We start from the raw sequence: 25,108 nt of genomic DNA, 5'->3' as shown, positions 1-25,108 counted from the left end.
TACAACTTCTACGGCGAGAAGACGGGCCGCTAAACCCACTTCCTGTTTTGAAGGCCCCCTTAATCGGGGGTCTTTTTCATTGCCTTGCGTAAGCTTCGGTAGTCGGTTGCCTCCGCTATCATGCTCACCATGACTTCTTCCCCCACTCCCCAGCGGCAATTCTTTGGCACCGACGGCATCCGGGCCGTGGCGGGCGAGTTTCCCCTGACCCCGGCCTGGGTGCTCTCGCTCGGCGCGGCAGCCGGTGAGGTGCTGCGTGAGCGCAATCCACGCGCCAGCGTGGTGATCGGCAAGGACACCCGCCAGAGCGGCGACATGCTCGAAGCCGCCCTGGCGGCGGGCCTGACCAGCCGGGGCGTGGGCGTGACCCACCTGGGCGTGCTGCCTACGCCCGGCGTGAGCTACCTGACCCGTGAACTCGGCGCCGACGCGGGGGCCGTTATCAGCGCCTCGCACAACCCGTACCAGGACAACGGCATCAAGTTCTTCGGCGCCACGGGCGAGAAACTCAGCGACGCGCTGGAGGCCGAGATGGAGGCGGCCATAGCCCGCGTCGCCGAGCTGCCGCCGGTGACCGGCACGGCGATGGGCAGCGTCACCAACTACACCGAGGCCGAGCGCCGGTATTCCAGCTTCCTGCGTGCCCAGGCGCCGGACCTCTCCGGGCTGCGAATCGCCATGGACTGTGCCAACGGCGCGGCCTACCGCATCGCGCCCCGCGTCTTCCAGGCGGCGGGGGCCGACGTGTTTGCGGTCTACACCAACCCCGACGGTCACAACATCAACCGCCACTGCGGCAGCACCCACCTGGAGCACCTGAAACAGTTGGTGCAGGGCGGCGCCTATGACCTGGGCGTGGCCTTCGACGGTGACGCGGACCGCTGCCTGTTCGTCGATTCGCGCGGAAACGAGGTTCACGGCGACCACATGCTGCTGCTGGCGGCGCGGGCGCGGGGTGAACGCAGTGTGGTGACGACCATCATGAGCAACATGGCGCTGGAAGTGCTGCTGGGCAGCGGCGGCGTGGCGCTGGAACGCACCGCCGTCGGGGACCGCTACGTGCATGAGCGGATGAAGGCCAAGGGCCTGAACCTGGGCGGCGAGCAGAGTGGACATGTGCTGTTTCTGGATGTGGCTCCGACGGGTGACGGTGTGCTGACGGCCCTGCTGATTCTGAAGGCCATGCGGCAACTCGGCACTACGCTGGACGCCCTGCATGACGAGCTGGTGATGTTTCCGCAGACGCTGCTCAACGTTCGCGTCTTGGACAAGCAGGCTGCCAGCCGCGACCCGGAGGTCCAGGCCGCCGTGCGGGCCGCCGAGGTCAGGCTGTCTGGCCGGGGACGGATCAACCTGCGCCCCAGCGGCACCGAGAGCCTGGTGCGTGTGATGGTCGAGGGACCGGATGAAGCCGAGATTCACGAGCTGGCACGCGAGATCGCCGACGTGATCGAGCGCCGCAGCGGCGTGCAGAAGGGTGCATGAAGAGTCGGTTTCATGACTGATGGCGCTTTTGCCAAAGCATCTGTCCGGAACCTGATGTTACCTTGAGCGTAGTGAGAGGTCTCGCTGTTTAGCCACCAGATCCTTCGGTACATTCATGGTAAACAGGTCTGGAGTGATGAAAGATCGACCTGCTGTTTGGCAAAGAGGCTGAAACTTCACTGCTCGACATCCAAATATCCAGCTCAAAGTAACGCGCCCCAGTTACCGCAACCGGGGCGCCAGTGTCAATCCGTTCAGCTCAGCTTCGCCGCGCCGCGCAACAGGCGCTCCGTCTCGTCCCAGCCGATGCAGGCGTCGGTGACCGACACGCCGTACTGCAAGTCGCTCAGGTCGGCGGGAATACTCTGCTTGCCTTCGTGCAGGTGGCTCTCGATCATCACGCCGCGCAGGGCCGGACTGCCTGCCGAGCGCTGGGCCAGCACGTCTGCCCAGACGAGGTGCTGGCGCGCGCAGTCCGAGCCGCTGTTGGCGTGCGAGCAGTCGACGACCACGGCGGGGTCGAGGTGGGCGCCGTGCATCAGGGCGGCGGTTTCAGCCACCGAGGCCGCGCTGTAATTCGGCCCGGCCTGGCCGCCGCGCAGCACCACATGGCCGTCGGGGTTGCCCAGGGTATGCACGATGCAGGCGCGGGCGTCGTCGGTGATGGTAAAAAAGGCGTGTGGGTTGCGGGCCGCCACCGCCGCGTCCACGGCGATCTTGAGGCTGCCGCCGGTCCCGTTTTTAAAGCCTACCGGGGCCGACACCGCGCTGGCCATCACCCGGTGCGTCTGCGATTCGACGGTACGCGCCCCGATGCAGACCCACGAGAGCAGGTCGAAGAGGTATTGCGGCACGAAGGGGTCGAGCAGTTCGGTGGCCACCGGCAGGCCGAGGTCACCCAGGGCCAGCATCAGCTCGCGGGTGCGCCGCAGGCCGCCGTTGAAGTCGTAGGCGCCGTTGAGGTGAGGGTCGGTCAGGTAGCCGCGCCAGCCGACGGTGGTGCGCGGTTTGTCCACGTAGACGCGCATCACGATCTCCAGTTCGCCCTGGACCTCGCGGCGCAATTTGGCCAGCTTGTGGGCGTAGGCCAGCGCCTGACCGAAGTCGTGGATGCTGCACGGCCCGGCGATCACCAGCAGGCGAGCGTCCCGGCCATGCAGGATGTCGCGCACGGCGATGCGTGCCTGCGCCACCGTCGCCTCGGCGGCAGCGCTGATCGGAAACTCGGCCTTGAGCTGCCGGGGGCTGAGCACGTTCTCGAAGGCGCTGACGTGAAGATTTTCGGTGCTGCTCTGTGTTGACGTGTTCTGTGTTGACGTGTTCTGCGCTGACGTGCTCTGCTCTGACGTGTTCTGGGTGGTCATAGGGCTCCTGGGGGCTGAGTGGCGGCCCGGCGTGGACTCAGGTGAGCCGGACCGGTCGGGGCCTGAACTGGACTTCGGACCGTTGTAGCACGGCCCAGATGGTCTGCCCGGCGCCGGTCTATGTGGGTGCCGGTCTCAGTCCTTGGGCCACTCGCCCACCGCAATAAACTCCACGCCCTGGGCCTCGGTGCCCGTCACCCGGTAATTCGAGTCGAAAAACACCGCGATCTCGCCCCGGTCCAGGCTGTTGCTGACGATCGGCTTGCGCAGCACGTAACCGTTGCCTTCCTCGGCGGCGCCGATGTGGGCCGACTTGGTGAAGCGCACCTCCAGCTCGTCGTGGTGGGCCAGGGTCCGGACGCGCACCAGGAACACGCCCTGCCCGGCGTCGAGCACGTAAGGATTGTTGGCCTTCTTGTTGCCGAATAGATTTTTCCAGAACATCGTGAATTCTCCTGCGAAGTGGGTAGATCTTTGGAGCAGATGTCATAAAAAGACCTTTTTTATGACCGAGCGGAGCGAGTAGTTTTGATTGAGCAGGACGCAGAATGGAGGCGCGGGGAGGCTGTTTTCCCCGTGGCGTAATTTGGAGTACTGCTCTAGTCTGGGTCTCAGTCTACGAAACTACAGCCCGCGCAACAGGGCGCTCAGCACGCTGACGTGATCTGGCCAGCGGTCCAGGCGGATGTGTTCGTGCTCGGCGTGGGCGCCGTCGCCGGGTGCGCCCAGCCCGTCGAGGGTGGGACAGATGGGCGCCGTCAGGTTGCCGTCCGAGCCGCCGCCGACCACCGCTTCTTGCAAACCGAAGCCCACCTCGGCGGCGTAGCGTCTGGCCTGCTCGAACAGCGCCAGCGTGCCTGCCCCGCGCTCGAAGGGCGGACGGTTGAGGCCGCCGCTGACCTGAAGGCTGACCCTGTGGTCGTGCGGCTGGAGCGAGCGGATGGCCGTTTCAATTCGCGCCGTCTCGGCCAGGCTGGAGACCCGCACGTCTACTTCGAAACTCGCCTGCGCCGGAATGACGTTGCTGGCGCCGCCGCCCTCGATTCGCCCGACGCTCAGGGTCGTGCCCAGGGCCGGGTCGGCCAGCGCCTGCACGGCCAGAACCTGCCGCGCCGCCTCGGTGATGGCGCTGGCCCCCTGCTCCGGGGCGCTGCCCGCGTGGGCGGCCAGGCCGCTGAAGCTCAGCCGGTACTCGCCCACGCCCTTGCGCCCGGTCTTGAGTGCGTGGCTGAGCGGCACGGCAGGCTCGACCACCAGCACGGCGCGGGCACGCCTGGCACGCGCTGCGATCACGCCCTGGCTGCGCTCACTGCCAGTCTCCTCGTCGGGGGTCAGCAGCACCTCGATGCCGCCCGCCGGGTACTGGCCGCCCAGACGCCGCAGCGCGTGAAACAGCCCCACGATCCCGCCTTTCATGTCGTAGCTGCCGGGGCCGTAGACCTTATCGCCCTCGACGCGAAACGGCATTCGGGCCAGCGTGCCGTGCGGCCAGACCGTATCGGCGTGCGCCAGCACCAGCAGCGCAGAGGTCGCCGGACTGTGTTCACCAAACAAGAATTGCCGCGTGCCGTCCAGGTTCAGGCAGACGGCGCCCAGGTCGCTGGCCCAGCCCTGCACCACGTCCTGCACAGCGGCTACTGCGTTCTGATCGGAAGTCGGCGACTCGATCTCGACCAGGGTGCGCAGATGGTGCAGCAGCGACCTGAGCGGCTCGGCGTGGACGGCCTGCGGATCAAATGGGGGAGTCATGCCCTCAAGAGTACGGCGGACAGGGATAGGGAAGTGGGATGTGGAGAGTGGGAAGTGGGAAAAGACCGAGCCCACTTCCCGCTCCTGACTTCCTCTTTCTCTATACTTCCTCTTTCTCTACAGGCCACCAGCCCCCACCATCAAAACGCCGCCCGGAAGAGGGCGGCGGAAGTCGGTGCAGGGTTACGCCAGTTGGGCGAGTTGCTGCTGCGAGAAAGGCAGCACGGCGCGGCCCCGCAGGTACAGATCGTCGAGTCGCCGGGCACCGAACACCTTGGCGACCAGTGACAGGCTGCACTCGATGACGCGGCCTGATAGTGTCAGGCGAACGCGGTCGCTGGTGCCGGGAACCCAAACACAGTACATCTGCTCGGTGACGGATGGAGTCTCGTTCATGATGGCTCCTGACCAAAGGCTCAAGGGGGATGCCCTTACAGGCGCGGTTGCCTTAAGAAATCTTGGACTTTGGTTCTCTTATCGTAAGCTCCCAACGTGGACATCCTGTGTAATCCAGGCTAGAAAAGATGAACATGACCCCTGGTCAGTGGATGTAGTCAGACTGGTCAATCGGCACGCTGCTGAGCATTCGCTCGCGATTCTTGCAGCATTTCCGACAATCTGGAGAGCGCCCGGCTGTATTTTTTGGCGTAGGCGCCGTGCCGGTAGCTCTCGTCGAACAGCGTGTCCAGCGCCGCGCCGCTGAAGGCCGCCCGGATGCCCAGGTCGTAGAGCTTGTCGATGAAATGCACAAAACGCAGCGCCACGTTCTGGTCGCGCATCTCACGAAGTTCGCTGACGCTCAGCGCCTGCACGCCCTCCAGCAGCCGGGCGAAGCGGGACGGATGGACTTCGGTGAGCAGATGACCCAGCTCGCGGAAGTCGATCAGCGCCAGGGTCGCCGAGTCCTGCTGCCCGGTCCAGGCCCTGAATGCTGTGTCAGACATGATTTCGCTGGGAACCGCGCCGCGCTGGCGGTAATCCGGGCCGTCGATGCCCACGGCGAGAAACCGGCTGGAGATGCCCTGAATCTGGCGCTGAAAGTCGGCGGCGTTGAAGCGGCCCTGGCCCAGTGCGCCGCTTTCGGTGTTGCTGGTGGCGACCACCGACGCGCCGCCCGGCATGAGCTGCGCCAGGAAGGTGTTGGCCATATGGGTGCTGCCCGGATCATCCAGCTCGAACTCGTCGATCAGCAGCAGGGCGTGGTCCTTGAAGGTCTCCACCGCCCGCAGCATGCCCAGCGCCCCGATAATGTACATCAGGTCCTGAAAGCTCATCAGCGCCGTCTTTGGGGCAACCTTTGAAGCGGACTTCGGCGCAGCCTGAGACGGCCCCTGAGCGCCGCTGGCCGCGTGGTAGGTGCTGGCCAGCAGGTGCGTTTTGCCCACGCCGAAGCCGCCGTCGAGGTAAATCCCCTGGCCTTCCGGCTGACGGCGCCGAAACAGTCGCAGGCCGCCGGGCTGGGCGTGGCCCTGGGCAGCGCGGGCGGCGAAGGCCTCCAGGGCGGCGCTGGCCTGCGCCTGCGAGGGAAAATCCGGATTGGGCCGGTAGGTGCGAAACCGCACGTCCTGAAAACGCGCACTCGGACAGAGCGAGCGCGTCAGTTGTTCGGGTGTCAGGGTCGGGCGACGGGCGCTGAGGTCGATCAAGGTAGGTGCAGAGTAGTGCTTTGCGTGCAGGGGCGATGCGGACATTCCCCATGCGGCGCTGCCCAGTGCGGCGCCAGGGGACGTCCAGACCGCCCGGATGCCGGTTTTGTGGACCAGCCTCGTCCTGAATGGAATAAACGATTTTGCCGCCCTACGACGAGATCCTTCACTGCGCTCAGGATGACAAACTGGTTTGGTGCAGACTGGTTTGGTGCAGACTGGTTGGGGACAGACCGGTTGTGCGCAGATGTGCGGGTGCAGACCACTTGTTGTTCAGGCGCTGAGTTTCGCGCCCTACACCTCCGCTGGTGGCAGGCTGGAGCGCAGCACCCGCACATCGCCTTTTTTGGCCCGCAGGGTATACGAGCCGGTGTGGGCCGAGACGAGCAGGCTGCCCAGCGGCCCCAGAATCTGACGCTCGGTCTCAGCCGGTCCCGCACCGGCCAGCACCTCCAGTTCGCCGCGCTGCACGGTCAGGCAGTGCAGGCTCAGGTTGTGGGTTTCAGCCGCCAGGTGCTCGCCCTCAGCGATCTCGACCACCTCCAGCCGGAAGTAGGGACACTCGGCGACGGTGGCGGCCTCGGCGCTGCCCAGCCTGGGGAAGGTCAAGACTTCAGAACACAGATCGGCCCGCGTGACGCTGACCGACTGCTCGATGTGCAGCGCCCGTCCGTCGCTCTCAGGGCGGTCCCAGTCGTAGACGCGGTAGGTGGTGTCGCTGGTCTGCTGGACCTCGTAGAGCAGCAGCCCCGGCCCCAGCGCGTGCAGCGTGCCCGCCGGAATGAACACCGTGTCGCCGGAATGCACGGCTGTCTCCTCGGCCACGTCCATGACGCTGCCGCCGCGAATGGCCGCCGCCAGCCTCTGCGGTGAGGTGCCGGGCCTGACTCCGGCCAGAATTCTGGCGCCCGGCTGGGCCTCCAGAATGTGCCAGGCTTCGGTTTTGCCGAATTCGTCGGGGCCGACCAGTTCACGGGCCTGGGCGTCGTCGGGGTGGACCTGCACGCTCAGCCACTCGGCGCTGGCCAGCAATTTGATGAGCAGCGGAAAGCGCGTACCGGCGCCATGCCCACCGCAACGCTGCGACACGCCCTGGCCTAGCAGGGTGTCGCCCAGCTCGGCCACCAGGTCGCGCAGCATACGGCCTTCGTGTGGGCCGCCGACAATCCGGTTGCCCTCGTCGATGACCCAGGCTTCCCCGATGGGCGTCTGATCCTCCGGAAGTCGTTTGAGCTGCTGGCTGCCCCAGACGCGGGCGTGGTACTGGGCTTCCAGGCGGTACAGGAAGGGCGGCAGGCTGTCGTTCATGGCCGCAGCATAAAGCGCTGAGGCTTTGGTGGAGGTGTCGCGCCTAAGTATGTCGGCCCGGCGGCTTATCATGGCGCCATGACTCTTCTCTCCAGAATTGTGGGCATCCTCGGCGTGGTGCTGGTGATTGCGGCGCTGGTGCTGCTGTTTAGCAACGTCATCGCCATCAATCAGTTGTACGCGGTGGCCTCGGCGCTGCGCAACAGCACCACGCCCAACCCTGCTACCGGCGTGATGCTGACCGTCGGCCTGGCCGCTATCGGTGGTCTGCTGGCCGGTGCAGGCGGCGCACTGGTGGCGCGGCGCCGGGGTCACTGAGTGAGCCAGACACGGGGTTGACCAGGCCAGGCGCCACACCGGTCAGGCGCGGTCCAGGTCCGGCACCTGCTCAGGCCGGGCGGCCCCGTTCCCGGCGAAAACGACACCTGCTGTCCTGGCGGGCGAGCCGACCTGCCGAGACCGTGCCTGAGCAGATCGACGCGCTCAGGCACGGTCTCGGCGCGGCCAGTTCACCGACTTCCGGAGTGAGAGGGCTGTCAGAAGCCGTTCAATATGGTAACAATTGAAGCGTTGTCTACCTTTGAGGGCCGAGCCCTGCCTCGACGGTTGTGCGGCGCCCCCATACTCATGTCGACTTCTATTCCGCTGTGCCTGTTGCCGCCGACCTCCGGGTCTGGTGGCACCTACTGCCGCCAGGTGGCGCCGTGAGTGGGCAGCCGGGCAACGGGGCGACCTGGGCGACGAAGCCGAGTGGCGCGGCAGCGACTGACCTGTCCGGAACTGGGCTGTCTGGAACTGGGCTGTCCGGAACTGCACTGCCAGCAGCCGTCCCCGGCCTGTACGTCGATCTGAGGGGCCGCGCCGCCTACCTGGATGGCCGCAGCGTGACGCTGACCGCCCGCGAGTACCTGCTGATCGAGCTGCTGTATAGCTCGCGGGGCCGCCTGTTTAGCCGCGACGACATTCTGGAGCGGCTGTGGGGGCTCGATTTCCCCGGCGATGACCGGATCGTGGACACCTATGTCAAGCGGCTGCGGGCCAGGCTGGGCCAGGGCTCGGTGCAGACCGTGCGCGGCCTGGGCTACCGCTGCCCGCTGGCCGAGGGGAGCGGCGTGGCCCAGCCGCACCTCGAAAAACTGCCGCCGGAAGCGAGGTTGCTGACCCTGCTGGCCGGGCGTATCTTGCAGGTCACCGACCCGGAACACATCATGGTGGGTGTCTACGACCTGGTGCGGGAGCAGTACGGCGTGGGCAGCGTCTCGCTGTGGTCGCTGCCCACGCGCACCCGGCTGGCCCAGGCCGGGCCGGAACCGTTGAGCCCGAAAGTCGGATCAGCACCCGGAGGCCCGGCGTCCGGAAACTCAGTGCCCGGCACTCAGGCGCCCGCAGACGGCCCCGCTCAGGCGGTGGTGGCCCTCGGCACCGGCGTGCCCGGTGAGGAGCCCTGGGCGCTGCTGGTCTTCGCCGCCCAGAACCAGCCGTCCCAGAATCAACCGTCCCAGAATCAACCGTCCCAATCTCACTCGCCCTGGTCCACCGAGGTCCGCCCGGCGCTGGACGCGGTGGCCGGACTGGTCAACCCGGCGCTGCGCCTCAACGGCGAAATTTTGCGTCGCCAGCACGCCGAGGCCCAGATTCGCAGCCTGAATCACGACCTCGAAGCGCGGGTCCAGGCCCGTACCCGCGACCTGGCCCGCGCCAACGCCGACCTGAGGTCGCTCTACAACCTCGCCCAGCAGCTCAGCGGCGCCGCCAGCCTGCATGACATCTGGAGCCGGGGCCTGAGCGGCCTGGCCCGGCTGTGCGGCGCCTCGGTCTGTGCGCTGTGGCGCCTGGACGGCCCTCGTCTGGACGCTGCTGGCCTGAACGCTGCTGGCCTGAACGGTGCCGGGCCGGTGCAGTGTCTGGCGGCGGTCTCGCCGGAGGGGCTGGACCTGCGCAGTGTGGTGCAGCGGCAGGCCGAGGCGCTGGCGCTCACGCTGCGGGGGTCGCTGGGCCAGGTGTCCGGTCCGGATGGGGAGCTGCGCCGCCTGAGCCGCCGCGCCGCGTTGCCCGGCGGTGGCCAGGCGCTGGTGATTCCGGTGGCGCCCAGCCTCAGCCAGAGCTACGCCCTGTATCTGGAACTGCCCGCCGACTTCCCCGCTGAAGTGCCGGGCGACTCGCCCTCCGGTGAGGCGCAGCCTGCCGGTATGCCCGACCTGGGGCTGCTCGACGCAGCGGCGCGGGCCTTCGGGCTGGCCTTCGAGCGCCAGATGCAGACCCTGACGCTGGAGCACGCCGCACTCAGCGACGAGCTGACCGGCCTGCCCAACCGCCGCGCCCTGCTGGCCGACCTCACGGGTGAACTGGCCTACAGCCAGCGCCACGCCAGCGCCCTGACGCTGAGCCTCTTTGAAATCACCGACATCAGGGCGGTCAATCTGCGGCTGGGCTTCGCGGCAGGCAACGACCTGATCCGCTCGTTGGCCTCGGCGCTGAGCAGCGCCCTGCGCACCGAGGACCGCCTCTACCGGCTCGGCGGCGCGGTGCTGGCCAGCCTGGTCCGCTCAGGCCAGACGCCGGGCCACCAGACGCCGGGCCAGAGTACAGGTCAGACCCAGGAACTGCCTCACACGGAGCGGCCTCACACGGAACGGCCTCACACCGCCTCAGCCGCCGCGCTGGGTTCCCGCCTGAGCGAGCTGGTAACCCGCTTTGAAGCGGCGCCGTCCCCGGCCTGGCCTTACGGCGGCTGCGACGTGCGGGTCAGCCACGTTCAGGCCCCCTCCGAGGCGGGCGACCTCTCGGCGGTGCTGCGCCTGGCCCTGGAACGCCTGAATCCGGACCACCCAGACCCGGACCACCCAGACCCGGACCACCCCTCAGCCGGACACGGCGGTGATCCCTCGTGACTACCCCTGAACGCCCTGAGCGCCCTGAGCCGCCTTTGACCGCCTACAGCTCAACCCAGACTCCGGCCCAGACCACCGCCCAGCGCACGGTTGCCGCGTCGGTGCCGGACACGGCAGCGCTGGATGAGAGTGCCGGACGCGCCGAGTTGATTCAGCTCTCGCAGCGCAGCCGCCACCTGCTTGACGCCGCTGACGCCGAGCTGCTGGCGCAGGTGGCCGGGCAGTACCTGGACCTGGCCACCCAGCTCGGTGACGACGCCGCCCAGGCCGAGGCCCTCTCGCGGCTGATCGCTGCCGAGCAGAGATTGGGGCTGTACCTTCAGGCGCTCGAGCATCTGCGCCAGGAGGCGCTCGTGCGGGCCGGGCTGGGCGACCACTCCGGGCAGGTCGAGTGCCTGAACAACCTGGGCATGTTGCAGGTCACCCTGGGCGACCACGCCGAGGCGCTGACCACCCTGTTTCAGTGCCAGCAGCTCTCGGTGCAGTACCCCGCTGTGTCTGCCGAGTACCGCGCCGCCTGCCTGGTCAACATCGGCCACACCTACCTGTCGCTGCGCCAGTACGCCCCGGCGCTCGATTACCTGCTCAGCGGCCTGGACGTGGCCAGCCAGGTCGGTGACACCGAAACCCAGCTCTCGGCCCTGAGCGAACTGGGACTGGTCTATAAGGCCCAGGCGCAGTACCCGAAAGCCATCGAGACCCTGCGGCGCGGCCTGGAACTGGCGCAGGTGGCCAACTCGCAGGAACTGATCGACCTGACCGACAATCTGGGCCAGGTCTACGCCGAGATGGGCGACTACGGACAGGCCCGTGAGCTGCTGACCCGCTCGCTGGCCTTATCAGAGGCCGAGGACGATCTCCAGGGCCGGGTCAACGCCCAGCTCAGTCTGGGACGCCTCGCTTTTCTGGAAGGTGAGTCAGCGGCGGCGAGCACGCTGCTGACCCAGGCGCTGGACGCCGCACTCGCCCACGACCTGCGGCAATCGGCGCTGGACGTGTACCAGGCGCTGTATCAGGGCTTCGAGGCGGTCGGTGATCTGGCGGCGGCCTTTGCGCCCCTGCGGGCCTACCAGGCGCTGTCCGGGCAACTGTTCAACGAAAACAGCGAGCGCCGCGCCCAGACCCTGACCGCCCGCTTCGAGGCCGAGCGTGCCCGCAGCGAGGCCGAAACCTACCGCCAGATCGGTGAACTCTCGCAGACCGCCCGCCTCCAGGCTGAGGAGATGGTGCGTCAGCGCACCGCCCAGCTCGAAGCCGCCCAGATCGAGATCGTGACCCGGCTGGGCATGGCCGCCGAGTACCGCGACGACCAGACCGGCCAGCACACCCGCCGCGTCGGTGAACTCTCAGCGCATCTGGCCCAGGCGCTGGGACTGCCGCCCGAAACGGTGGACCTGATTCGCTGGGCTGCCCGCCTCCACGACATCGGCAAGATCGGCGTGCCCGACAGCGTGCTGCTCAAGGAAGGCCGCTACACCCCCGAAGAATTCGGACGCATGAAGACCCACGTGGAAATCGGCGCCACGGTGCTGGGCGGCAGCACCTCGCCGCTGCTGCGAATGGCCGAGGAGATCGCCCGCACCCACCACGAGCGCTGGGACGGCAAGGGCTACCCCAACCGCCTGTCCGGCACCGATATTCCCATTTCCGGGCGCATCGTCTCGGTGGCCGACGTGTTCGACGCCCTGAGCACCGTGCGGCTCTACAAACCCGCCTGGACCATTCAGGCGGCCCTGGAGGAGATGCAGGCCCAGTCCGGCGCCCAGTTCGACCCCGTGATCGTCGAGCGGCTGCACGCGCTGATCGGCTCCAATCTCAGCTCGGTGGCCGACCTGCTCCAGCCGCGCCCGGCGCTCGTGCCACAGGCGCCACCCAGGGCGCTGCCGGTGCTGCCTGCGCCCCCGGCCCTGGCGCCTGACAGCGAACTCGCCGAGCTGATCGAGCGGGCCTGGTCGCTGCGCCAGAGTGACCCTAAACAGGCCGAGGAACTGGCCACCGAAGCCCTTGGACGTGCTGAACGAGGCATGGATGAGCTGCTCCTGGGACTGGCGCACCGCAACTTGGGTTGGTTCCGCTTCATGTCGTCTGATTTTGAGGAGGCGTTGGGACATCTGGTGCGTGGACTAGACATCGGGGTGGCGCTGGGGAACCTGACATTGGAGGCTGACTGCGCCAACTTCATGGCCGGGGCCTATCACTCGCTGGCCGATTACGATCAGGCCACCGAGCATCTGATGATGGTTTTGAACATTGCCCGTGAACAGAAAGACCGTAAGCGTGAGGCGAGCTGTTTACATAACCTAGGGGCTGTCACTATGACGAACCGCTCTCTGGTCGAGGCCAGCAAGTACCTCAATGAAAGTCTGGCCATCTGCCGGGAAATTGGAGATTACATTGGTGAGACGGTAGCGCTGGGCAGTTCAGCGAATCTAGCCTTTGAGCAGGGCGATTTTGGGCGCTCGGTAAAGCTGGCTATGACTGCTGCTGAGCAGGCTCGTATCCACGATCAGCCTCATTTTGAAGCGGTGGCCCAGTCCACGGCGGGCAAAGCTCACTCACGCCTGGCTCAGTACGAGCTGGCTGAAGCGTTGCAGATAAAAGCACTGAATTACGCGGTTTCCACAGGCAACAAGCAGTCGCAGGCATGGAGCCTATATGAGCTGGGGCAGGTGTATCAGGGCCGCAGCAACGATGCAGATGCTCAGGCCACCTATCTCAGGGCGTTGGGGCTTGCCCAGGAACTCGGTGTCAAGGATCTGGAAATGCAGGTGTTTCGCAGCCTCTCTGAGCTGAGTGCGGCCTGCGGCGACGCGGCGGCGGCGCTCGATTACTACCGCAAACACCACGCCGTCGAACTCGATATTTTCAACAAGGAGGCGTCGCTCAAGACGCGGGCGCTGATGGTGCAGCTCGAAGTCGAGCGGGCCAAGGCCGACGCCCAGATCTACAAGCTCCGCAGCATCGAACTGGCCAGCGCCAACGAGGCCCTGGAGCACGCCAACGCCGAGAAGAGCGGCCTGGTCAACATGCTCGAAGATCAGTCGCGGCTGCTCAAGCGCCAGCTCTCGGAAGACGGCCTGACCGGGCTGTATAACCGCAAACACATCGAGGGCATCTTGCAGCACGAGTTCTGGCAGCAGAAGTCGGCGGCGCAACTGCTGTGCATCGCCATGGTGGACATCGACCACTTCAAGCAGATCAACGACGCCTTTTCGCACCTGAGCGGCGACCAGGTGCTGCGGGTGGTGGCCCAGATCTTTACCCAGACCTGCCGCCCCAGCGACTCCATCGGGCGCTACGGCGGCGAGGAATTCCTGTTCGTGTTTCCCGGCACCAGCCTCGACCAGGGCCGCCGGGTGTGTGAGCGGGTCCACAACGCCATTCGCAGCTACGACTGGGATCAGGTGCATCCGGGCCTGAAGGTCAGCCTCTCGATAGGCGTGACGGCGGGCCTGGACGTGCCCAACCACGAGCGCATGATCTCGCGGGCCGACAGCAAGCTCTACGAGGCCAAGCACACGGGCCGGGACCGCATCTGCCTGTAGTGCCCTGATTGACCGACTAGAGCAGATGTCATAAAAAGACCCTTTTTATGACCGAGCGGAGCGAATAGTTTTGACTGAGCAGGACGCAGAATGGAGGCGCGGGGAGGCTGTTTTCCCCGTGGCGTAATTCGGAGTACTGCTCTAGAGCAGATGTCATAAAAAGACCCTTTTTATGACCGAGCGGAGCGAGTAGTTTTAACTGAGCAGGACGCAGAATGGAGGCGCGGGGAGGCTGTTTTCCCCGTGGCGTAATTCGGAGTACTGCTCTAAACAAGAACAGCGCCTGAGCCTGCACCGGCTTCAGGCGCTGCTTACTGACCAATCATCACAGACTTCTGACAGGGTTTTTGCCCTCCCAGACGGAATGGACCCCCCCACCGATGCCCCCGAAAAAAACACAGAGCAGCCACATACCGGCCTCACCATGAACATCAAGAAGTAGGGATGGGGGAGACGTTGCGGCGACGCGGCGAGGACCTCCGCTCACCCAACAAGGAGCACTTATGCGTAAACCCAGTTCCCTCGTATTCCTCGGTCAGTTCACGCTGCTGACCCTGGCGCTCGTTTCCTGCGGTACTCAGCAGGCTGCCCTCCCGGCGGCGCCCCAGGCTCAGCAGGCCAGCACCGCCGCCCAGATCGTGACCGTCAGCGTCAGGGCAGGCACCACCGAAGCCGATCTGCTCAGCCGCTACCCCGGCGCCAAGGTGCTGTCCTTGCACGCAGATGAGGGCTACGCTCAGCTCCTGGCCACGTCCCAGCTTCTGGCCATGTCCCAGAATGTGGCTGCCCCGGCCCTGACCGGTCTGAGCCTGCGTGCCCAGGCAGTGGCTGTGGTCGCCACCGAGCCAGACCTTACGCTGTCGGCCAACGTGGGCAGCGATGAAGCCGAGGCTCAGGGGCTTACGGCCTGGGCGGGCGGACAGACGGCCTGGGCAGGTGGACAGACGGCCTGGGCGGGCGGCCTGACCGGTACTGGCGGAATGGGTGCCCTGGCTGGCAACGCGGCGGCCTGGACCAAGCTCGATCTGGCCACCGCCCAGAAAGCCGACCTGCATCTGGGCCAGGGTGTCATGGTCGCGGTGCTGGATACCGGTGTGGACGTCAACCACCTCGCCTTTGCCGGGAAGTTGAATACCAACTGGGGCTGGGACTACATCGGCAACGACCAGGACCCATCGGAGGAGAACTGGGCCAGCAGCGGCTACAGCAAGTCCTTCGGCCACGGCACCGCCGTTACCGGCATCATCTTGCAGGTTGCGCCCAACGCCACCATCATCCCGTACCGGGTGCTCAGTCCCAACGGTGCGGGCCAACTCTCCAACATCATCATGGCGATCGGTGACGCGGCGTCCAAGGGTGCCAAGGTCATCAACCTGTCGCTGGGCACCACCACGTTTTCCCAGGCCCTCAAAGACGCGGTGAGCAGCGCCATCCGCAGCGGCGCGGTGGTCGTGGCCAGCAGTGGCAATTCCGGTGACGAGAACGTGAGCTACCCGGCCCGCTTGTCGGGTGACATGCAGGCCAGCCTCGGCGGCGGCCTGATAAGCGTGGGCAGCGTCAACCTGGACGACAAGAAGTCCGGCTTCTCGACCTACGGCCCCAGCATCGACCTGGTGGCGCCCGGTGAGGCTGTGGCCACCGCCTTCCCCGGTAACCAGCGCACCAACGCCACCGGCACCTCGTTCGCGGCCCCGATGGTCAGCGGCGCGGCTGCTCTGGCCATCGCCAGTGGTAAGCGCGACGTGGTGGCGCTGTATAAGGCCCTCAAGGCCACCGCCACCGTTTCAAACGACGCCAGCTACTCCGGTAGGCTCGGCAAGGGCACCTTGAATATCGGCAAAATGATGGTGAGCAGATGAGCCGCCCGGTCAGGCAACGCCGCCTTCGCCGCGCCCCCGTGCGGACCCCGCGCCGCCCCGGCCTGAGCGCGGGCAGCCGTGGCGTCTGGAAGGAACGCCGCCTGGGGGTGGTGACGACGTAAACGAGCGTGGAGGGGAGAGAAGGCCGCCTGGGAGACTGGGCGGCTTTTATATGTACGCTAACGGCATGGCGAGTAATACTTCTGCTGTGCGAATCAGTGCCACGCTATCGCAAGAGCTGGCAACCTTCCTTGACGAGTACCAGGCGGCTCACGCCCTGGGATCGCGGAGCGCGGCGCTCGCGGCGGCGGTCAACGCCCTTCGCGACCAGACCTTGCACGCCGCCTACGCTGAGTTGGGCGCGGCGCAACGTGCCGGACTGGAGCAGTACCCCGACGACAACGCCGATGGGCTGGACGCGGGTTGAAGCTCACCCGGCGCGGCGACATCTGGCTCATCAACTACCGTCCAGATGGTCGGGAAGGCGAGGCGGGCCAGGTTCACCCCGGCGTCGTAGTGAGCAACAACGCCGCCAACGCCAACGCCGTGCTGCTGATTGTCATTCCACTGACGAGTAACGTGGAGCGGCTGTACATCACCAACCTATTGTTACCCAACCAGCGCACCGGGTTAGGGTACGACAGCAAAGCGCAGATGGAGGCGATGCGGGCCGCGAACGTCAGCCGCCTGATCAAGCGGCTTGGGCATGTGCCTGACGACCTGATGGCCGAGCTTGACGCGAAGGTGAGGATGCACCTGGGGGTGTGAGGAATCAGCCACGCCTCTACCAGTCGCTTGATGCGGCGGCAGAGAGGACAATCCAAGTGGTTTCAGAAAGCTTCAAAGAAATTATACTTTTTACAACATATGAGTGAAGTACTAAAGGCTGACCAGCCAATTGCAAAGGTCAGCTACCTGACTGTCATGGTTCAAGTTTGCAGCCGCCGTGAGAATACCTGATTCCAATTGCTGTTTTATTTCATCGGCGACACGATTTTCAATCGCAGCTCCGATGAAAAAGGTATTGATCGATTCCTTTACTTTTCTTACTCGTCTTAAAGCTTCGTTGGCAGTTTTCCAATGCTCATCTGATCCAGTAGGATCAATTCCGCCTTTTAATTCGCCACATGCAATATATTTTTCTCCATCGCAAAGAGATTCTTTTATAGAACCTCTATCTGATTCTATAAGAATAATGTCTATATTTGTTTTTACTATTGGAGATCTTTTATCGAACAGTAGAATCCGGCTTATAAACTCGTCTTTGTGCCAGTGTATTGCATCTATTCCATCTACAAGCTCATATTCGAGGAAGGGGACGAATTTTTTGGATTCTTTTATACGCACGGAAAAATCGATTCCAAGAACATTGAGACTTGCCATGATAGAATGCAGGGCTTTTCTTTTTGCCAAAGTTCCTATTAAGTTCTTCATTTTTCCTCCAAAAGTATCTCCTCTAATAATAGTGTATCTGATCGAAAATTCGGTCCTAAATTCCCGGAGATCGGTTAAGTAATTCTCTACAAATTCTTTGGATAATAATTGGACGTCTTCTTGGGTCAACTTCAAGTAATTGAGTGCTTTGGTAGACATTCCATATGCTGTCAACAACGAATTGCTGAATTTACCACCTATCAACAAATCTTCTGGCAGATCGATTTCTGCTGTTAGTGCCTCCAAACTACGGGTTTCCGCCACATAAGGTCTCATATGCTCGCTTTTTATAAGTGCGATCTCCAAGAAGCCTTTTTTGTAGTCTTCTTTCGACGTAACGAGATCCGCGACCTCTAATATCATTATGGCTTCCTCCATATATATACGCATTTGCGTAGTGATGATTTGCCATGCTCCCCCATTTGTTGGCTACTGTTGCCCTTATGTATCGGAAGTGCATCTATCTGCACGACCTTGAATCCGCAATATGACGCTATCTCGGATAAAATAAGATCTATTGGGATGTCTAATCCAGAGTATCTGACGTTATCATTAACCATGACAAAATAACCGCCATCTTTAAGTAGTCTGTAGCCCTCGTATATAATACATGCCATTTCTCTGATATAGTTTTCAAGCATTCCTATAATATTTACGTTGTTAAGATTTCCGTGTGCAGCCTTTTCGTTGAGTCGCTTAATGAGTTGTACAACTAAAGGGTGGTTTTCGGCGTACTCCGACGGGCCACGCCAATCCGGATTCATATTGATGAGATTCTTTTTCCTGTTTTCTACAGTACAGCTCAGCATAGTTTGCCTGAGTTCTTTGATTTCTGCATCATTGCATCCAAGCAAAGCCAGCTCAAGCGCGTATGTTCGTGTATAATCATATCTGTTTGCATAAGGCGGTGATGTAAAGACCAATTCGTAATCGTCTTCTTTGAGCTGTGGCATGATTTTTAGGCATGAGCCTTCTAGAACGTCAATCTTCCCGATGTCATTATCCTTGTAGATTTCCCCGAATAAGCCGAATTCCTTATCCAAATCATCTGCTATGTCTTTTAACTTACTTACTATGGCCTCTTCAAAACTAAGTATTGCACCCTTATGAAAGTTGCCGAGAGATTTCCCTGATCTAGCATCCCACCTAAGATACTGGCCATCTTTTCTAGTGAAAGAGATTGATTCAAGTATCGATAGTAAGGCAATATCGTAAATATCCTTCAAGATTTTGGGCAATGTATTAGTGTACGTCTGAAATTTTCCTATCTCGACATCGTTTTCTAGTGAAAATGCCTTCTTTGTTATGTTGATATAGTTAATTTGACTGTATTCAAATCTTTTCCAAGGCTTTTCTAATATAAAACTTCTAATATGTGATATTACTTCTAGTTGGTTCGCGCTGTGTGCCGAAATCTTGACTTTTATGATAAAATTTCCGATTGGAAGTAATTCTATTAGGGTGTTATCAAACCCAAATTGACTGGAAGCAAAAGCCGTAGTCCCGCTTCCCGCAAAAGGGTCGAGACACTTTCCAGGCTTTACGCTGAGTTTTTTAATGTAATATTTCACCAAAGCTTCACTATAGCCTTCTCTATACTTAAACCATCTATGTATAGGGCTGTGCTTGCTCGACTGAAAGCTGACCATAGCTCTGTTTATATCTAAATTATAGGATATTAAGTTTGCGTATTTAGACTCATAGCGCAGGGTTTCGTTGTCATCTTCGCTTTGGAGATTGGGAGACAGAGTTTGGCTCATACAGTATCATTAAATTTTACACGCTGAGTTGCGATTTGTCTATACTCTGACTACGTTGTGCTTTAGCACGCCTCATGAGACACACTCCAACTATAAGGAACGTGCATTGGCGACTTGAATTCATAAGCTGATGGTCGAGAAATTGTTCGACTACCTTTGACTGCCACTCAGATCACCCCTAACCCTTTCTCCGCCTCATACAACTTTTCGCCCACGAACTGCTTCAGCATCGTCTGGTGCGAGATTTTCTTCAGCTTGGCAATCTTCTTCAGCCGCTTGTGAATGTCCAGGTCAAGGACCAGCGGAATGCCTTCGCGCTTCGGCTTGCGCGGCGGCTGGGGTGGGGCTGGGACGTCATCCATACCAATCCTCCAAATAAAGACTGCCCACTGATCTGCGGGCAGTCTACACAACAAATTCACGCCCCGCCGCTCAAACTTCCAAAGCCAACTTATCCACATCGTTCAGCAGTGGCGCCCCTGCCGGGTACTCCCCGTTGAAGCACGCGAGGCATAAGCCGGGGCCGCCCACGGCCTGCTTCAACCCGGCTTCCGAGATGAAGCTCAGGCTGTCGGCGCCGATCAGTTGCCGAATCTGCTCGATGCTGTGCGTGCTCGACACCAGTTCCTTGCGGGCGGCGGTGTCGATGCCGTAAAAACACGGGTGCTTGATCGGCGGACTCGACACCCGGAAATGCACCTCGGTGGCGCCCGCCTCGCGCAGCAGGTTCACGATCTGGCGGCTGGTGGTGCCGCGCACGATGCTGTCGTCGACCAGAATCACCCGCTTGCCCCGCACGGCGCTGGTGGGCGAGAGCTTCATCTTCACCTTCAGGTCGCGGGCCGCCTGGGTCGGCGCCAGAAAGGTGCGCCCGGCAAAGGGGTTCTTGTACAGGCCGTAATCAAACGGGATGCCGCTCTCACGGGCGTAACCGATGGCGGCGCCCATCCCCGAATCCGGCACCGGCACCACGATATCGGCCTCGACGGGGAACTCGCGGGCCAGTTGCTCGCCCATGCGGATGCGGCTTTCGTGGGTGTCGATGCCGTCCAGGCGGCTGTCCGAGCGGGCGAAGTAGATCCACTCGAAGGAGCAGGGCGTGGGTTTGCCCGCATTGACCATCAGGCTGTGCAGGCCGTCCTTGTCGATCCAGACCAGTTCGCCGGGCAGCACGTCGCGGATCAGCCGGGCGCCCACCGCGAACAGCGCACAGGGTTCGGAGGCGATGACGTAGGCGCCCGTTCCCGCCGGATGGTCCTGCTGGCCGATCACCAGGGGCCGCACGCCGTTGGGGTCGCGGAAGCCGATCAAGGCCGTGCGGCTCATCAGCACGCAGGCGTAGCCGCCTTTGAGCTGCTTCATGGCGGCGGCGGTGGCTGACGGCAGGTCCATGTGGCTCTCGCGGGCGATCAGGTTCAGCATCACTTCCGAATCGTTGGTGGTGGCGAACAGCGCCCCTTCCATCAGCATGATGTCGCGCACCTCGCGGGCGTTCACGAAATTGCCGTTGTGCGCCAGGCCCAAAATGCCCTTGTTGGTCCGGGTGGTCAGCGGCTGGGCGTTGAAGCGCAGGTTGGAGCCGGTGGTCGAGTAGCGCACGTGCCCGATGCTGACCCGCGCGTTGGCGAGCCGCACCGAGTCGAGCCGCCGCTCGTCGAACACCTGCGTGACCAGCCCCAGATCCTTTTCGACGTGGAACTTGTCACCGTCGCTGACACACATGCCCGCCGCCTCCTGGCCCCGGTGTTGCAGCGCGAAGATGCCCAGGTAGGTCAGCCAGGCCAGGTCCTGCGGCTGCGGCGAGTACATTCCGAAGACGCCGCATTCGTCGTGGGGCTTATCGTCGCCCTCGAAGTCGGTGGGCAGGTCAGTGAGGGTCATGGTCATGGCTGGCTCCGGAGGGATGGACCCCTCACCCCCGGCCCCTCTCCCCACGGAGAGGGGGGAACGGCGCGTGGGATGGGGTTAGACTGGCCGCTGTGCAGGGTAAAACGGAGCGGGCGCGGCGATTGCGGCGAGATCAGACGGACGCTGAGGCCATTCTGTGGACTGCGCTGCGAAACCGGGGGCTGGGCGTCAAGTTCCGGCGACAGTACCCGGTGGGGCCGTACATCACGGACTTCGCCTGTGTCGAGTACGGCCTGGTCATCGAGCTGGACGGTGGCCAGCACGCCGACGAAGCCGCTTGTGCTTACGATGCCCACCGCACCACCGAGTTGAATGCCGCTGGCTACCGTGTCATTCGCTTCTGGAACACCGAAGTTCTGACCAGCCTCGAAGCTGTCACGCAAACGATCAAAGATGCATTGTCCTAGCTCCCCTCTCCGTGGGGAGAGGGGCCGGGGGTGAGGGGTCGCTCGGCGGTGAGGGGTCACCCAACTCATCCCAACACCCCCCTGAGCGGCTCGTCATACGCCGCGCTCAGATCGCTGAGGTTCACGCTCAGGGATACGTTCTGGCGCGGCAGAGAGATGCTGACTGTGTTGCCACCCGTTTCGCCCAGCCGGGTAAACGGCACGTTCAGGCCAGCCAGGATGCTCTCCACGTCGTCGGTGTTGGCAGGGTCAGTGATCGCTACCACGATGCGGCTGTGCGCTTCCCCGAACAGCAGGGCGTCGGCACGGGCATTACTCTCCAGCACGACATCCAGCCCGATGTTTCCGGCCATCGCCATCTCGGCTAAGGTCACGCTCAGGCCGCCCTCGGCGCAGTCGTGCGCGGTCTCTGTCAGTCCGGCGCGGATCAGGGCCAGCACCCCGTCGTTGACCCGCCCGGCCAAATAGAGGTCGAGCGGTGGCACCTGTCCAGCTTCCAGCCCATGCACCGTTTCGAGGTACTGACTGGCACCAATCGAGTCCCCGATGTCGCCCAGCAGGTACAGCGGCTGCCCGGCGGCTTTGATGCCCAGCGTCGCCCGCTTGCTGATATCCGGCAGCACGCCCACCATGCCAATCGTCGGGGTCGGGTGAATGGCCACCGTCCGGCCTTCTTCGACGTACTGGTTGTACAGGCTGACGTTGCCGCCCGTGACTGGCGTATTCAGTGCCCGGCAGGCGTCGGCGATGCCCTGGACACCGCGCTGCATCTGGTAGTAGACCTCCGGGCGGTGCGGGTTGCCGTAGTTCAGGTTGTCGGTGATCGCCAGCGGCGTGGCGCCCACGCAGGCCAGGTTGCGGGCGGCCTCGGCCACGGCGGCGGCGGCTCCGGTGTATGGATCGAGCTGCACGAAACGCGGGTTGCAGTCGGAGGTGGCGGCCACTCCTAATGAGGTGCCCTTAACCCGCATCACGGCGGCGTCGGCGGCGCCTGGCAGGACCACCGTGTTGGTCATCACCTGACAGTCGTAGCGCTCGAAGATGGGCCGCTTGCTGGCGATGGTCGGATGCGAGAGCAGTTTCAGCAGCACGTCACCCAGGTCGTCTGGCACCGGAATGCCGCTCAGGTCACGCCCTCTGGCGGCGATGATCTCCGGGCTCTCGACGCCCTCGCGGGTGTACTTGGGCGCCTCGTTGAGCAGGTCCACCGGCAGGTCACACACGAGTTCATTGCGCCAGGTCAGGCGGTAATTCTGGTGGGCCTCCACCTGGCCGATGTTCACCACGTCCAGCTCCCATTTTTCCAGCAGGTCGTAGAGTTCCTGTTCGCGGCCCGGCACCGGCACCAGGATCATGCGCTCCTGCGATTCGGACAGGCACAGCTCCATCGGCACCATGCCGGATTCGCGGGTGGGCACGTCGTCCAGGCGCATGGTGAGGCCCAGCCCGGCGCGGTAGGCCATCTCACAGGTCGAACTCACCAACCCCGCCGCGCCCATGTCCTGCACGCCCGCCACCACGCCGCTCTCGATGGCCTCCAGAGTGGCTTCCAGCAGCAGCTTTTCCATGAACGGGTCGCCCACCTGCACGGCGGGCCGGTCCGCCTGCGAGGCGTCGGATAAGTCGGCGGAGGCGAACACGGCGCCGCCCAGGCCGTCGCGCCCGGTTTTGGAGCCCACGTAGATGATGACGTTGCCGACCTCGCCCATCGTGCCTTTGGCCAGGTCCTCGTGACGCAATAATCCCAGCGCCATCACGTTGACGAGCGGATTCTCCTGGTAGCTGGGATGAAAGGTCACCTCGCCGCCCACCGTCGGCACCCCGATGGCGTTGCCGTAATGGCTGATGCCCTCCACCACACCGTTGACCAGATGCCGGGTGCGCGGGCTGTCGGGGTCGCCGAAGCGCAGGGAGTCCAGCACCGCGAAGGGCCTCGCCCCCATCGCAAAAATATCGCGCAGGATGCCGCCCACGCCCGTCGCGGCGCCCTGGAACGGCTCGACGGCGGAGGGGTGATTGTGCGACTCCATCTTGAAGGCCACGCCCCAGCCCTCGCCGATGTCCACCACGCCCGCGTTCTCGCCGGGGCCTTGCAAGACCTGCGGCCCGCTGGTCGGGAACACCGAGAACAGGGGCCGCGAGTTCTTGTAGCCGCAGTGCTCGCTCCACATGGCGCCGACGATGGCGGCCTCCAGGGCGTTGGGCTCGCGGCCAATCTTGGACACCAGCAGGTCGTATTCGCCTTCGCTGAGGCCGAAGGTTCCGGCGCGGGAACGCAGGGAGGGGGTGGGGGGTTGAATCTGGGTCATGGGGACTCCTGGTAGAATAAGCTGAGTAGTTAAGTAGACTGAATGGGAAGGTCAAAGCAAAATGCTATCCCACCATCGAACTCGTCAGTGGGGGCCAGCATATATTCAATGAACCGGCAAAGCTCACATCTTCTCACTGGCTCGACTACCATTCGCCACTCACCTTCCTCTTTGTCGAATCTGACCTTGTAGTTGTAGACGATGTATTCGAGAGGTCTGAACGGCTCGCCGCTTTCCTCTAAAAGTCTTGAAACGCCTTGCAATTCAGAGCACTTACCAGATTTTTCTAAAGGCTGTATAAATACGTAATCCTCTCCTGACTCTCTTGCCGCATCCGTGATTATCTTTTCGATGAGCAGAGTATCCTTGTGCGGCACAACACCCATTGAGGAATATGATGAAACCTGCTTACCTGTGTACATATTCACGACAATACTGTATAGCTTACTCGATGCTTCATATCTCTGAGCCTGAGTTGGTGGCTCGCTCAGATCGCCTAGGAACCACAGTGCGTCCCTAAGTACCATCATGGCACCCTCTTCTACTGTATGAGGAACTGTAAACGTCCTTTCTTGATTATCCGTCATGAGGCTCCTGGGAAGGGGTTTTAAATGGTAAAACGGCGATCAGAAGGCGTCGGGCATCAGGGCCTGGGCGGCGGCGTTGAGGAGCTTGTCGAAACTCAGGAAGTTCAGCGGCTGCTGCTTGCGGAGCATCAGCGCCGAGGCCAGATGCAGGGCGTCCATCGCCCGCAGCCCGGTCTGTGACTTGAGGAGATCGGCGGCCAGGCTGGAGAGTTCAGGTGTCACTTCGGTGGCGTTGACGTTCTCCCAGTCGGCCTCGAAGGCTCGCCGGGTGGCCCAGTAGGTCTCTTCGGCGAGGCGACCCTGTTGAAATTGCCGCCCGAAGGTGCCGCAGACCTCGGCGTAGGCGATCAGACAACTGGCGACCTCGACATTTCGCCGCAGCGCCCGCTCGACCTGCTCCGTCTCGGTCTGGTCCTCGGTCACGTACAACTTGACAAACGCACTGGAATCGACGTACAGAACGCTCACGGTTCAGCGGCCCCGCAACTCGGCCACGATGTCCTCTGCTGACAATCCGGGTCCGATGGCGACCCGGTAGCCTCCGTAGCTGAACACCTTCGCCTTCGACGGATCGTAGGTTGGCCGCCCTGGATCAGCGGTCAAATGCGACAGATCGGCTTTGGGTGTCTCGGCCACGTCCTCCAGCACCTCCGAAATCGGAACACTCTCACCGGTCAGGCGCTCCAGGGCGTGCAGCACCTCACTGACGGTATTCAGGTCGATGCGCTGAGCCGGTTTGCGGGCCAGTGCATACACCGTGTTGGGCGCGACCCGGCCCTCAGTTTCCTGGACCAATCGGTAAGCCGTGATCTGGTGGCGCTGGAGGTAACTGCCGAGATTGAGTCGCAGGGTCATG

The 25,108-nt window shown here is 62.9% G+C and carries 23 protein-coding genes; 9 read left to right on the top strand and 14 right to left on the bottom strand.

Annotation, left to right across the window (positions count from 1 at the left end; all coding sequences use genetic code 11):
• The first annotated feature begins 129 nt into the window (after positions 1–129).
• On the top strand, positions 130–1,485 hold the full coding sequence (glmM, locus tag Q0R23_RS04960) for a phosphoglucosamine mutase (protein ID WP_293910983.1): 1,356 nt from the start codon (positions 130–132) through the stop codon (positions 1,483–1,485).
• 254 nt (positions 1,486–1,739) lie between these two features.
• Here the strand turns inward: glmM and Q0R23_RS04955 are convergent, their stop codons facing one another.
• The 6 genes from Q0R23_RS04955 to Q0R23_RS04930 form a co-directional block, all read right to left on the bottom strand.
• Positions 1,740–2,849, bottom strand: a complete 1,110-nt coding sequence (locus tag Q0R23_RS04955; protein ID WP_293910981.1) for a 3-deoxy-7-phosphoheptulonate synthase — start codon at positions 2,847–2,849, stop codon at positions 1,740–1,742.
• Between the two features lie 135 nt (positions 2,850–2,984).
• Complete coding sequence (locus Q0R23_RS04950; protein WP_293910978.1) at positions 2,985–3,293, bottom strand: hypothetical protein; 309 nt, start codon at positions 3,291–3,293, stop codon at positions 2,985–2,987.
• 180 nt (positions 3,294–3,473) lie between these two features.
• The gene (locus Q0R23_RS04945; protein WP_293910976.1) at positions 3,474–4,598 is read right to left on the bottom strand and encodes a M20 family metallopeptidase; all 1,125 of its coding nucleotides are present in this window, start codon (positions 4,596–4,598) and stop codon (positions 3,474–3,476) included.
• Positions 4,599–4,781: 183 nt separating this feature from the next.
• The gene (locus Q0R23_RS04940) at positions 4,782–4,994 is read right to left on the bottom strand and encodes a hypothetical protein (protein ID WP_293910974.1); all 213 of its coding nucleotides are present in this window, start codon (positions 4,992–4,994) and stop codon (positions 4,782–4,784) included.
• 167 nt (positions 4,995–5,161) lie between these two features.
• Positions 5,162–6,244, bottom strand: a complete 1,083-nt coding sequence (zapE, locus tag Q0R23_RS04935; RefSeq protein ID WP_293910987.1) for a cell division protein ZapE — start codon at positions 6,242–6,244, stop codon at positions 5,162–5,164.
• A 294-nt stretch (positions 6,245–6,538) separates the two neighbouring features.
• Complete coding sequence (locus Q0R23_RS04930) at positions 6,539–7,552, bottom strand: type I phosphomannose isomerase catalytic subunit (protein WP_293910971.1); 1,014 nt, start codon at positions 7,550–7,552, stop codon at positions 6,539–6,541.
• Between the two features lie 78 nt (positions 7,553–7,630).
• On the opposite strand from Q0R23_RS04930, the gene Q0R23_RS04925 reads away from it, so the two are divergent.
• The 7 genes from Q0R23_RS04925 (at position 7,631) to Q0R23_RS04895 (ending at position 16,615) form a co-directional block, all read left to right on the top strand.
• Positions 7,631–7,870, top strand: a complete 240-nt coding sequence (locus Q0R23_RS04925; RefSeq protein WP_293910969.1) for an LPXTG cell wall anchor domain-containing protein — start codon at positions 7,631–7,633, stop codon at positions 7,868–7,870.
• Between the two features lie 329 nt (positions 7,871–8,199).
• Complete coding sequence (locus tag Q0R23_RS04920; protein WP_293910967.1) at positions 8,200–10,443, top strand: winged helix-turn-helix domain-containing protein; 2,244 nt, start codon at positions 8,200–8,202, stop codon at positions 10,441–10,443.
• On the top strand, positions 10,440–13,988 hold the full coding sequence (locus tag Q0R23_RS04915; protein WP_293910965.1) for a tetratricopeptide repeat protein: 3,549 nt from the start codon (positions 10,440–10,442) through the stop codon (positions 13,986–13,988). The genes Q0R23_RS04920 and Q0R23_RS04915 overlap by 4 nt, the downstream gene beginning before the upstream one ends.
• 503 nt (positions 13,989–14,491) lie before the next feature.
• Positions 14,492–15,847, top strand: a complete 1,356-nt coding sequence (locus Q0R23_RS04910; RefSeq protein WP_293910963.1) for a S8 family serine peptidase — start codon at positions 14,492–14,494, stop codon at positions 15,845–15,847.
• Complete coding sequence (locus Q0R23_RS04905) at positions 15,844–15,969, top strand: hypothetical protein (protein ID WP_293910960.1); 126 nt, start codon at positions 15,844–15,846, stop codon at positions 15,967–15,969. Before Q0R23_RS04910 ends, Q0R23_RS04905 begins: the two co-directional genes overlap by 4 nt.
• 86 nt (positions 15,970–16,055) lie before the next feature.
• Positions 16,056–16,274, top strand: a complete 219-nt coding sequence (locus Q0R23_RS04900; RefSeq protein WP_293910958.1) for a hypothetical protein — start codon at positions 16,056–16,058, stop codon at positions 16,272–16,274.
• The gene (locus tag Q0R23_RS04895; RefSeq protein ID WP_293910956.1) at positions 16,271–16,615 is read left to right on the top strand and encodes a type II toxin-antitoxin system PemK/MazF family toxin; all 345 of its coding nucleotides are present in this window, start codon (positions 16,271–16,273) and stop codon (positions 16,613–16,615) included. The genes Q0R23_RS04900 and Q0R23_RS04895 overlap by 4 nt, the downstream gene beginning before the upstream one ends.
• A gap of 111 nt (positions 16,616–16,726) precedes the next feature.
• Here Q0R23_RS04895 and Q0R23_RS04890 read toward each other — a convergent pair whose 3' ends face one another.
• From Q0R23_RS04890 to purF, 4 genes are all read right to left on the bottom strand, one after another.
• The gene (locus tag Q0R23_RS04890; protein WP_293910954.1) at positions 16,727–17,659 is read right to left on the bottom strand and encodes an AvaI/BsoBI family type II restriction endonuclease; all 933 of its coding nucleotides are present in this window, start codon (positions 17,657–17,659) and stop codon (positions 16,727–16,729) included.
• Positions 17,644–19,041, bottom strand: a complete 1,398-nt coding sequence (locus Q0R23_RS04885) for a hypothetical protein (protein ID WP_293910951.1) — start codon at positions 19,039–19,041, stop codon at positions 17,644–17,646. The genes Q0R23_RS04890 and Q0R23_RS04885 overlap by 16 nt, the downstream gene beginning before the upstream one ends.
• A gap of 167 nt (positions 19,042–19,208) precedes the next feature.
• Complete coding sequence (locus tag Q0R23_RS04880) at positions 19,209–19,403, bottom strand: hypothetical protein (RefSeq protein ID WP_293910949.1); 195 nt, start codon at positions 19,401–19,403, stop codon at positions 19,209–19,211.
• Between the two features lie 70 nt (positions 19,404–19,473).
• A complete protein-coding gene (gene purF, locus Q0R23_RS04875) occupies positions 19,474–20,928 on the bottom strand; it encodes an amidophosphoribosyltransferase (RefSeq protein ID WP_293910947.1) in 1,455 nt (484 codons plus the stop codon).
• Positions 20,929–21,020: 92 nt separating this feature from the next.
• Between purF and Q0R23_RS04870 the strand changes: the two genes are divergently transcribed.
• Positions 21,021–21,356, top strand: a complete 336-nt coding sequence (locus Q0R23_RS04870; RefSeq protein WP_293910945.1) for an endonuclease domain-containing protein — start codon at positions 21,021–21,023, stop codon at positions 21,354–21,356.
• 65 nt (positions 21,357–21,421) lie between these two features.
• Here the strand turns inward: Q0R23_RS04870 and purL are convergent, their stop codons facing one another.
• The 4 genes from purL to Q0R23_RS04850 are packed head-to-tail and all read right to left on the bottom strand — an operon-like array spanning position 21,422 to position 25,107.
• A complete protein-coding gene (gene purL, locus Q0R23_RS04865; protein ID WP_293910943.1) occupies positions 21,422–23,665 on the bottom strand; it encodes a phosphoribosylformylglycinamidine synthase subunit PurL in 2,244 nt (747 codons plus the stop codon).
• A 29-nt stretch (positions 23,666–23,694) separates the two neighbouring features.
• The gene (locus tag Q0R23_RS04860) at positions 23,695–24,252 is read right to left on the bottom strand and encodes a hypothetical protein (protein WP_293910941.1); all 558 of its coding nucleotides are present in this window, start codon (positions 24,250–24,252) and stop codon (positions 23,695–23,697) included.
• A gap of 39 nt (positions 24,253–24,291) precedes the next feature.
• On the bottom strand, positions 24,292–24,720 hold the full coding sequence (locus Q0R23_RS04855; RefSeq protein WP_293910939.1) for a type II toxin-antitoxin system VapC family toxin: 429 nt from the start codon (positions 24,718–24,720) through the stop codon (positions 24,292–24,294).
• 3 nt (positions 24,721–24,723) lie between these two features.
• Positions 24,724–25,107: a hypothetical protein gene (locus tag Q0R23_RS04850; RefSeq protein ID WP_293910937.1), complete on the bottom strand. Its 384-nt coding sequence runs from the start codon at positions 25,105–25,107 to the stop codon at positions 24,724–24,726.
• Between the last annotated feature and the right edge of the window lies 1 nt (position 25,108).

This window comes from Deinococcus sp. (assembly GCF_025362455.1).
Classification (GTDB): domain Bacteria; phylum Deinococcota; class Deinococci; order Deinococcales; family Deinococcaceae; genus Deinococcus.
This window is presented reverse-complemented; position numbering and strand designations above follow the sequence as displayed.

Excerpts from the sequence above, each read along its gene's own strand:
- Q0R23_RS04885 (WP_293910951.1), bottom strand. The coding sequence starts at position 19,041 with ATGAGCCAAACTCTGTCTCCCAATCTCCAAAGCGAAGATGACAACGAA.
- glmM (WP_293910983.1), top strand. The coding sequence starts at position 130 with ATGACTTCTTCCCCCACTCCCCAGCGGCAATTCTTTGGCACCGACGGC.
- purF (WP_293910947.1), bottom strand. The coding sequence starts at position 20,928 with ATGACCATGACCCTCACTGACCTGCCCACCGACTTCGAGGGCGACGAT.
- Q0R23_RS04860 (WP_293910941.1), bottom strand. The coding sequence starts at position 24,252 with ATGACGGATAATCAAGAAAGGACGTTTACAGTTCCTCATACAGTAGAA.
- Q0R23_RS04955 (WP_293910981.1), bottom strand. The coding sequence starts at position 2,849 with ATGACCACCCAGAACACGTCAGAGCAGAGCACGTCAGCGCAGAACACG.
- purL (WP_293910943.1), bottom strand. The coding sequence starts at position 23,665 with ATGACCCAGATTCAACCCCCCACCCCCTCCCTGCGTTCCCGCGCCGGA.
- Q0R23_RS04930 (WP_293910971.1), bottom strand. The coding sequence starts at position 7,552 with ATGAACGACAGCCTGCCGCCCTTCCTGTACCGCCTGGAAGCCCAGTAC.
- Q0R23_RS04890 (WP_293910954.1), bottom strand. The coding sequence starts at position 17,659 with ATGGAGGAAGCCATAATGATATTAGAGGTCGCGGATCTCGTTACGTCG.
- Q0R23_RS04945 (WP_293910976.1), bottom strand. The coding sequence starts at position 4,598 with ATGACTCCCCCATTTGATCCGCAGGCCGTCCACGCCGAGCCGCTCAGG.
- Q0R23_RS04905 (WP_293910960.1), top strand. The coding sequence starts at position 15,844 with ATGAGCCGCCCGGTCAGGCAACGCCGCCTTCGCCGCGCCCCCGTGCGG.
- Q0R23_RS04880 (WP_293910949.1), bottom strand. The coding sequence starts at position 19,403 with ATGGATGACGTCCCAGCCCCACCCCAGCCGCCGCGCAAGCCGAAGCGC.
- Q0R23_RS04850 (WP_293910937.1), bottom strand. The coding sequence starts at position 25,107 with ATGACCCTGCGACTCAATCTCGGCAGTTACCTCCAGCGCCACCAGATC.
- Q0R23_RS04925 (WP_293910969.1), top strand. The coding sequence starts at position 7,631 with ATGACTCTTCTCTCCAGAATTGTGGGCATCCTCGGCGTGGTGCTGGTG.
- Q0R23_RS04950 (WP_293910978.1), bottom strand. The coding sequence starts at position 3,293 with ATGTTCTGGAAAAATCTATTCGGCAACAAGAAGGCCAACAATCCTTAC.
- Q0R23_RS04940 (WP_293910974.1), bottom strand. The coding sequence starts at position 4,994 with ATGAACGAGACTCCATCCGTCACCGAGCAGATGTACTGTGTTTGGGTT.
- Q0R23_RS04910 (WP_293910963.1), top strand. The coding sequence starts at position 14,492 with ATGCGTAAACCCAGTTCCCTCGTATTCCTCGGTCAGTTCACGCTGCTG.